Below are 8,664 nucleotides of genomic sequence, written 5' to 3' on the forward strand. Positions count from 1 at the left end.
TCAGCAAGTTTTTTAGGGTCATATCCTTCAGGAATTGGATTACGGGGTCCATGATATAAAACATCCCCTGCATGTAAAATAATATCCGAATCCTTTAAAAAATCCCACGCCTTTTCCCATGATTTATAATCTCCATGAGTGTCACTTATAACACCAATTTTCATAAAATATCACCCTACCTTTCTACACCTTAATTTTAATTTTATCATTTTATAAAGCAAAATCCAACACAAATATTAAGAAAATTCCGACATACCTGACAAAAATAATCTAAACTTATTTTGGAACACCTGATACCAAAAGTTATATTCTGTTGCATGTATAATAGATATATAATATAATGAAACTAAGAAAGATTTAAGAAAACACAGAATATAAAAGCTATTAAAATGTCAAACTTAGTGTAAGAAAATTAAAGGAGCAAATATGGTAGGTCAGAAATTTATAATGAATATGAAGGAGGAAATCAAATGATATGGATAATTTTAGGTATCGTAGCAGTTATAGTTTTGTGGTTTATTGTGACTTACAATAGTTTTATTAATTTGAAAAACAGAGTAGAAAATGCTTGGGCGCAAATAGATGTACAGTTAAAGAGAAGATATGACCTTATACCTAACCTTGTGAATACAGTAAAAGGATATGCTGCTCATGAAAAAGAGATTTTTGAAAATTTAGGAGAATTAAGGGCTAAGGCAATGGGAGCTCAATCAGTAAAAGAAGTAGGAGATACTAATAATCAGATTACACAAGCTCTTAAGACAATTTTTGCTGTTGCAGAAAATTATCCAGAATTAAAGGCAAATGAGAATTTTTTAAAACTCCAAGAAGAATTAACTAATACAGAAAATAAAATTGCTTTTGCAAGACAGTTTTATAATGATATAGTCATGCAGTACAATGCAGCACAACAGAGAATTCCTGCTTCTATTGTTGCAAATATGATGAGATTAACACCCAAGGAATATTATCCTGTTGATGAAGGTGAAAGAGGGCCTATTAATGTTCAGTTTTGATTAACGAGGGTGTGAGTGTAATGTCTAGAAAAACTCTATATGAACTTCAAGCAGAAAATGTAAGGAAAACTTATCTATTTATAGTTACATTTTCTCTTATACTTTTTGCTATAGGTTATTTTTTTGTATGGTATTTCAACTGGGGACTTACAGGAATAGTTCTTTTAGCAATTTTCATTGTGCTGTATAATTGGATAGCGTATGAACAGTCAGATAAAATAGCTCTCGCGTCGGTGGGAGCCATTCCGGCAAATCCAGAGGAGTATTATGTTCTTCATAATATTGTGGAAGAAGTCGCTCTCGCAGCAGGTATACCAAAGCCCAATGTTTATATAATGGAAGAATCCCAACCTAATGCTTTTGCTACGGGCAAAGACCCAAAGCATGCTTCTGTTTGTGTCACAACCGGTCTACTTCAAATGATGAATAGAGAAGAGCTCCAAGGAGTAATAGCTCATGAAATATCTCACATCAGAAATAGAGATATACTTTTGATGACGGTTGTTGCAGTTGTTGCAGGACTTATAATTTTACTCAGGGATGTAATGCTAAGAAGTATGTGGTGGGGAATGGGAGAAAGCAGAAGAAGAGATAAAAATGACAATGGAGCTATAATTCTCCTCATTATTGGGCTTATTTTTTCTATTATTGCTCCTCTTATTGTATTAATTATAAGGTCTGCAATTTCAAGACAAAGAGAATATTTGGCAGATGCAACTGGTGCCTATATTGTAAGAGATCCCTATGGTCTTGCATCAGCTCTTGAAAAAATAGGTAATTATACTAGACCCATGAGAGTTACCTCTGACGCAACAGCTCATTTGTTTATATCAAATCCTTTTGGAAGAGCGGAAAAGTTATTTGCAACTCATCCACCGATTGAAGAGAGAATTAAGAGGTTGAAGAGCCTTACAATGTAAAAGACATAAGAAAATTTTATAAGGAAGGGTGTAAATAGTAATGAAAGAAAAAGCGACATTAGAAGAGTGGAAAGAATTGTATGAGGTAACTGTTAAAATAAAGGAATTAAATCCTTGGAAATATTTTTGGGATGTAGATATAATAACATTAATTTTGCCAGAAAATGAAGAACCAGTATATTGTAGTGTAATGGGAAGAGGAGGAGAATTTTACGGTATAGGTTTTTATTTTGGGTTTGATGCTTTGGACAATTTTTATAAAATTATTGAGACTACTGATATGCCACCACAGCAAATTCAGCGATTTCAAGAAGATAATGTAATTATATGCTATTTTGGGGATAGAGAAGAGTTGTTTAAAGAAGAATTGCAAATTGTAAAGGCCCTGGGATTGAAGTTTAGAGGTAGAAATAACTGGATCTATTTTAGGTCTTTCAAGAAAGGATATGCTCCTTATATTTTGAATAAAGAAGAAGTATTAAAACAGACAGCAATAATGAGACATTTATTACAAGCACTAAAAAATTACATTGAAGAAGATATTGTAGTTAACTTCGAAGAGGGAGAAACTGATATAGCGTACTTGAATACCATAATTAGAGATAAAGAATATGATAGACCAATTGCAGGGAGAATTTGTATTCTTGCTGATTCTAAATCAGGGATGATAATAGATCAACATATTCTTTCTCCAGAAGATAATGAAGTGCAATATATTTTTGATATGGTAATTCCATATATTTTAAATATGGGTAAACCAAAGAAAATATTTGTAAGAGATGAGTATTTATTTCATTTATTAGTCGATTTGTGTGAAAGGACTAAAATTGGTTTGCATATAAAGAGCCGATTAAATGCGATTGATTATTTCATAGAAGAATTTGTAAACTTTAGATAGGGAGCAGGATTTTATCTGCTCTTACTTATTTTCAAGGTAATATATAATATCGCTGATGTAAATATTAAGAAAATTTCAACAAGTTCTGACTTATTTTAACGCACTGGATACCAAAGTTATATTCTGTTGCATGTACCGCTTTTTCTTGAGCTCTGCCGCAAAAGTTGACTTGCCTGCACCTGGAAGCCCTACAAGAAGGACAAGAGCCCCCATTTTCTCTCCCCTCATTCTCTTTTATTTAACTCTATTTTAACAAGTTTGAGCCGTAAAACAAAATTTTTAAAAAACTTTTACTATTCTTCCTGTGTTTTTATCAATAATTTCTATTATTATATCCAGCCTGCCGTAGAAATTATCTAAATTCTCTATTTTATAGCATTATTCATTTCTTACCAATTCCTCAGCATTCATTCCTATTCGTAATGTGTCCACATCCTATACATCTTTATAATGTGTTCATCCTCTAAAATTTCATAAATTATTCTGTGCTGAATATTTATTCTTCTTGAAAGTTTCCCTTGGAGATCACCTTTTAATTTTTCGTATGGAGGAGGATTTTGATGCGGATTTTCTTTTAATATTTTTAAAATTTCTTTTGCTTTTTTGTCAAGTCCACACGCTTCTAATTTTTTTGCATCTTTTAGAGCGTATTTAGAAAATTTTAATTTATATCCCATCCTAAGTCCTTTTCATCCTTCCACTCTTCCAAGGGAATTTTATCTGACTCTATGATGCTTTCTCTTAAATTTGGTACTGACAACAAATATAGCGTTTCTTGAATAGCATTCCAATCTTCTTCGGAAATTAAGACTGCATTTCCTTTTTTAGAAGTTATCTGTATAGGTTCATTACTTACCATTATTTGTTCTAAAATTTTGTATATATTTTGTCTTACCGTTGTTACCGGTATTGTTTTCATAAAAATCACTCCTTTTAAATTAATTATAACGTACGTTTTTATGTATGTCAGTAAAAAATTAGATGACTTGTTATTGAAAATCCTTTATGTAAATTACTTTTCTCTTGTTCTTTAACATAACGCTGAATTGCGTTGTTAAATACTTCTTTTTCAAGCTTATTTTTATAACGAAGAACATCACACATGCTTTGCAAATCGGGTAATTTACTGTAATTTTATCGTATTTTTTGGAAACTTGCAAAATTAAGATTAATAAAAACTGTTGCAAAGCCTACCACCATTAACTCTTCCTTCAAGCTCTAATATAAATCTGTTACCAAAAAAGGTACCATATGGATAAAACTTTTTCGTTTTAATTGTTTCAATCCCTTATAGGTAGGCTAAAAACTGTATATAGTATGTATAGTTAATACGAGAGGTTCAAAAGAAAAACCTAATGACAAAATCAGGTTTTCATATCTTCCATGAAAATTAGTATTATTATCTAACTGAAACTTTTCTATTACCAATGGGAATATCTCTTTGTAATAATAATCTTCAGCTTCTCTGGCTGGTATTGTCTCCCAAATTTCTACTTTTTCTCTTATTTCCTCTTCAATTTTATCACTTGGCAATATCGTTTTCTTTTCCATTTTTCCCTCCTCTTTTCTAAAAAATAAAACAATTTTACTATTATATTTATAATTTTACCATTTTATTCTCCAAAAAACAACATAAATATAAATAAAATTCCAATATATTTCGATAAATTTGTCTCTTTTTTCTCTATTAAACATGACATGACTGTTTGGGGAGTTATCGTTCTAATTCTTGCTGTAATAGAATTCTTTGCAGGACGCAAACCGCAAAAAGCAAATAAACAAGCTTAATCACCACGGCCCTTTTTTTGGGCATCTTCTTTTGCACCGACAATTCTAACATACATTTTACCATTTGAAGTTTTACCTGTTGTAACTTAATAGCCTACAAATCTTACTGATAAGTTATAGCAAAATCTCTTTAGTATCCGTCCCATACACCTTTACAATCTCATTGTGCAACGGCTTAAAATCAATATTATCTACAAACAAAATACCCTCCACTTCTATGCCACTTTGTGGATTGTCAAAAACGTACATGCCTTTTATTGACTTTTCCTTTATATAATAAACATACTCCAAAAGCTCCTTTAAACCCTGTATCATATATTCTCTATCTGTTGTATACTTTACTTCTCCTAAAATAACTTTTACTATTCTTCCTGTGTTTTTATCAATAATTTCTATTATTATATCCGGCCTGCCGCTCCAAAAGATATTGCCCAAAGTACCTTTATCTTCAAAAAGTTTATCTGCTATCTCGTGAGTCTTTTTAACTACTGCCATCATCCTTCTAAAATATTCATTTTCAATATTTTCTACTTCCTCAAATCCTATCTTAAATATTAGATTATCAGAACCAGTACTGTTGTGATAAATATTGTATAGTAAATTTCCGTCTTCCCAACTCGCTATTTTATTATTCGTGCCATCAACGATATACATTTTTTCATTACAAGCGTTATCTCTTAAAATTCTTACAACCCAATATAATTCAAACAAAGTATTTTCATCAGCAATTTCTATAAAAGTTTTCTCAAAAAGTTTTTTAATCTCTTCATAATCAATAAAATTTATAATTTGTCTGTACTTTCTTAAAAGCTTAGCTGCATCACTATAGAGTTTACTCCTGTTTTTTGCAACATCTTCAATCATCCTATCCGTGACATTTATACCTTCAATATTTATCCTGCTCATATAAACATTTTTTTCATATATCTCTTTTACAATTTTATTTATTTTTTCTCCCTCTACGTACCAATCATAACCTGTAAATCTATCCATATTAAGGCCTATAACGATGTCATACAAAACTTCTATAAACTTTTTTAAGACTACATTTTCTTTGGTATTATAAAGCTTATTCCTTTCATTATAAGAAAAAAGAGTTTTATCTTTATAATTTGTATTCAATCTCTGTCTTATAGTCTCTTTCCAATCTATGCTGCCTCTAATTTTATTATAACTTATCTCCTTTGTAAGATTAGTTGAAACCTTCAATTCCCTAATCATCATTGGAAGATTTAATATATAATCCTTAACCTCATCCATTAATAAAAAATGTATTTTCAACAAATCTTCAACCTTATTTATGTTTAAATTTAACTCATTCAAAAAAGGTAGCGGAGATAATTTGCCAGACTTTAAATATACCAATAAATCCTCTTTGATAGATTCTAAAAGCACTTCTTTACTTGTCTTCATAGTCAAATCCCCTAAAAATCACATTTTTATTCCAAAAAAGTCTTTTATGAATCCATCCAATCTATCCTTTTGTCTAGAAAAATCTCCTATACTGCTTTTATACAATTCCTCTGCAAATTTTTTAATATCATTTTCCATAACGCCTTCGAACTGCGGCAGGACATAAAGTATAACAGCAGAAGTGTAATCCCCTTCAACGCTAACATATCTGGCAATGTCTTCAATAATAGCAGGTCCAACTCTTCTGTATTCGTTAATAATATTCCAAACCTCCGCCAGTCCCTCTTTTAAATCCACATTATTGATGCTTTTATCCTCTATCCCCCATATATTAAGATATTTCGCAACAAGGTCCTTATCAATGTTTTTTGGCACACCAACAGGAATAAAAGCAAATCGCCTCATAAAGGCATAGCTCATTTCATATAAAGAAGTTTTGTCGTAAGTGTTCATAGTCCCAATAATGCGAAAATCTTTAGGAATTACATACCCATGTTCTTGTATCTCTACCTCTTCTTCATCATCTTCCTCCGGACGTATGACTATATTCTCTCCAGATTTTGACTTAAAACTCAGTGTCACCCTGTCCCCTGTTAAGGCAGAAAATAATACACCAAAAGCTTTGTCAATATCAGCTCTGTTTATTTCATCTATAATTAGCCACTTGATATTGGAATTGTTATTTTTCTTATTTTTAAAAAGCCGTAAAAATACGCCTTCATCAAAATACAAAGTTCCATCCCTATCAGGTTTATAACCACCAATAGTATCATAAGTAGACCAATCGGACATGGCAGTCACCATTTCGTATTCTACTCCGTAACTTTTACATATTTCTTTAGCTAGTTTGGACTTGCCTGTTCCAGGAGGACCTACCAATATTATGTGTTTACCTGATTTTAAAGCAGTAGATATTTGCTTTGATAAAACCTCTGCATCCTCAAAAAATAAATTATTTATTTTAATTTCTCTTTCAAAATCAATTTCATGAAGAAAGCCATCTTTCTCCTCCTCGCCGCTTTTATCCTTTTCCCCATGAGACACCTTAATAATGTCCTCTCTATTTATACCATTTATCTTTTTAAACCTATCAAAAACTTCAATAAACTTCTTCACCATTTTCTTATATGTAAAATCATTAGGGTTATCAATGGTTTCTATATCATCGTGTTCTTTGGTGCCTTTCTCTTCAAGAATTTTATTAATATCATCACCTATATATAAACCATACGAAATATTAGAATACTTTTCCGTTTCATCTCCCCCAATTGTAAAAAATAACTGAGCAGCTTCTTTATGTGTTTTTTTCTTTTCGGGATATATTGCAAACCAACATCTACTCCCTCCAAAATTCTGTGGTCCATAAAAATCACTAATATATTTATTTTCTTTAAATTTAAAATTAGGAAATATCGATTTAATACTATTGTAAATTTTTCTAATTTCTATATTCACTTTTTCCTTATACTTTTCATAATATAATGGAAACAAAATCTTAAAATCATTCCATGATTTTAAAATATCTTTTTCATGTTTATTTGCAACTTCATTCTTTATGCTCTCCAAATTTTTCTCATCCACATAATCACCATTTAAAATCATCTCACACACTCTAAATCTAATTTCATTGACTTTTTCATCACCTTTGTATCTTTCATATAAAACTTGTAAATATTCTCTATCTAATTCCTTTAAATATTCCAAAAAAGCATTTATATCCTTACTAAAAGAATACAATACCTTTGCATGTTCATAGAGATACTTTACACTTACTTTTACATACAGTTCCTTGTAGTTGGTAAGACAATAAATGAAATCCTGTGCATCCAACATATCTGGATTTTTTATATAATTTTTCTCTTTAAAATAATCGAGCAAAATATTACAAACTTCATAATAGGTAGAATACTTATCTGCTACATCTTCAGTTAAAGACTCATTAATTCCAAAAGAATTTAAAAACTCTCTAAATGCCTGATCCCTATACAAGGGATACTTCTCTAAACTAAAACCTGCTAATAAATATCCAAAAAGAGAAGTATCAAATTTAATAGTAGTATTATATCTTTCCCCAGTATTCACAAATCTTCGTATTCTATCTTCTAAATCTGCCGAATCATCATATAGATAGTTAAACAATTCAGCTACTTCTGAAGGTTTTTCTTCTGCATATTTATATAAATCATCTAAATTCGACCAATGAACAAAACCACCCTTTTGTGGATTTTTACTTTGAAAATACTTAATTATTTCTATAACATTCTCCCCAGCAATACGCTTGTCTTTTAAATAATCATTTATTTCGCTTAAAACTTCTCTTTTATACTTTTCATCGTAATCCACAGTTTCTTTGAACTTTAAATATTCCTCAATAGCAATGTCCATATAATTGTCCATAAAAAATTTTCCTTTTAAATCTTCAATCTTCATCCTAAGATCCCCCTAAAACTACATTAATGTATGTTATATTATCTATTCTATAAATTTATTGAAAATCCTTTATATTTCCATAAAAAATAAAGGCACTACCTTTCATAGTGCCCTTATTTCAAAAACTTATCTAAATCCTCTATCTTATCTATATCAAATATATTGTCAACAATATCCATCAACGTTTCCCTGTTTGCAC

Annotated in this window: 10 protein-coding genes; 3 read left to right on the forward strand and 7 right to left on the reverse strand. The window is 30.4% G+C overall.

All coding sequences use genetic code 11. The annotated features are described in order from the left end of the window. Window positions 1-164: metallophosphoesterase (locus JG776_RS11985; protein WP_286882060.1), on the reverse strand; the 164-nt coding region annotated here is incomplete at its 3' end. A 306-nt stretch (window positions 165-470) separates the two neighbouring features. On the opposite strand from JG776_RS11985, the gene JG776_RS11990 reads away from it, so the two are divergent. Genes JG776_RS11990 through JG776_RS12000 form a run of 3 tightly spaced genes read left to right on the forward strand, consistent with a single transcriptional unit; the run spans window position 471 to window position 2,834 of the window. Next, complete coding sequence (locus JG776_RS11990; RefSeq protein WP_003871013.1) at window positions 471-1,016, forward strand: LemA family protein; 546 nt, start codon at window positions 471-473, stop codon at window positions 1,014-1,016. Window positions 1,017-1,036: 20 nt separating this feature from the next. Continuing rightward, window positions 1,037-1,936 carry a zinc metalloprotease HtpX gene (htpX, locus tag JG776_RS11995; protein ID WP_012268785.1) on the forward strand — a complete coding sequence of 300 codons (900 nt, stop codon included), beginning with the start codon at window positions 1,037-1,039 and terminating at the stop codon, window positions 1,934-1,936. A gap of 40 nt (window positions 1,937-1,976) precedes the next feature. After that, window positions 1,977-2,834, forward strand: a complete 858-nt coding sequence (locus tag JG776_RS12000) for a hypothetical protein (RefSeq protein WP_291967825.1) — start codon at window positions 1,977-1,979, stop codon at window positions 2,832-2,834. 90 nt (window positions 2,835-2,924) lie between these two features. Here JG776_RS12000 and JG776_RS12460 read toward each other — a convergent pair whose 3' ends face one another. From JG776_RS12460 to JG776_RS12025, 6 genes are all read right to left on the reverse strand, one after another. Continuing rightward, window positions 2,925-3,062 carry a hypothetical protein gene (locus tag JG776_RS12460; RefSeq protein ID WP_012268786.1) on the reverse strand — a complete coding sequence of 46 codons (138 nt, stop codon included), beginning with the start codon at window positions 3,060-3,062 and terminating at the stop codon, window positions 2,925-2,927. Window positions 3,063-3,247: 185 nt separating this feature from the next. Beyond that, complete coding sequence (locus JG776_RS12005; RefSeq protein WP_003867772.1) at window positions 3,248-3,511, reverse strand: Txe/YoeB family addiction module toxin; 264 nt, start codon at window positions 3,509-3,511, stop codon at window positions 3,248-3,250. After that, window positions 3,496-3,753: a type II toxin-antitoxin system Phd/YefM family antitoxin gene (locus tag JG776_RS12010; protein ID WP_003867773.1), complete on the reverse strand. Its 258-nt coding sequence runs from the start codon at window positions 3,751-3,753 to the stop codon at window positions 3,496-3,498. Before JG776_RS12010 ends, JG776_RS12005 begins: the two co-directional genes overlap by 16 nt. 380 nt (window positions 3,754-4,133) lie before the next feature. Beyond that, the gene (locus tag JG776_RS12015; protein ID WP_003867774.1) at window positions 4,134-4,385 is read right to left on the reverse strand and encodes a hypothetical protein; all 252 of its coding nucleotides are present in this window, start codon (window positions 4,383-4,385) and stop codon (window positions 4,134-4,136) included. A gap of 351 nt (window positions 4,386-4,736) precedes the next feature. Beyond that, window positions 4,737-6,035 (reverse strand): hypothetical protein, encoded by a 1,299-nt coding sequence (locus tag JG776_RS12020; protein ID WP_003867775.1) that lies wholly within the window; start codon window positions 6,033-6,035, stop codon window positions 4,737-4,739. 18 nt (window positions 6,036-6,053) lie between these two features. Next, a complete protein-coding gene (locus JG776_RS12025) occupies window positions 6,054-8,465 on the reverse strand; it encodes an AAA family ATPase (protein ID WP_004397274.1) in 2,412 nt (803 codons plus the stop codon). Between the last annotated feature and the right edge of the window lie 199 nt (window positions 8,466-8,664).

Origin of the sequence: Caloramator sp. (genome assembly GCF_020054765.1) — a bacterium.
Classification (GTDB): Bacteria; Bacillota; Clostridia; order Clostridiales; family Caloramatoraceae; genus Thermobrachium; species Thermobrachium proteoclasticum.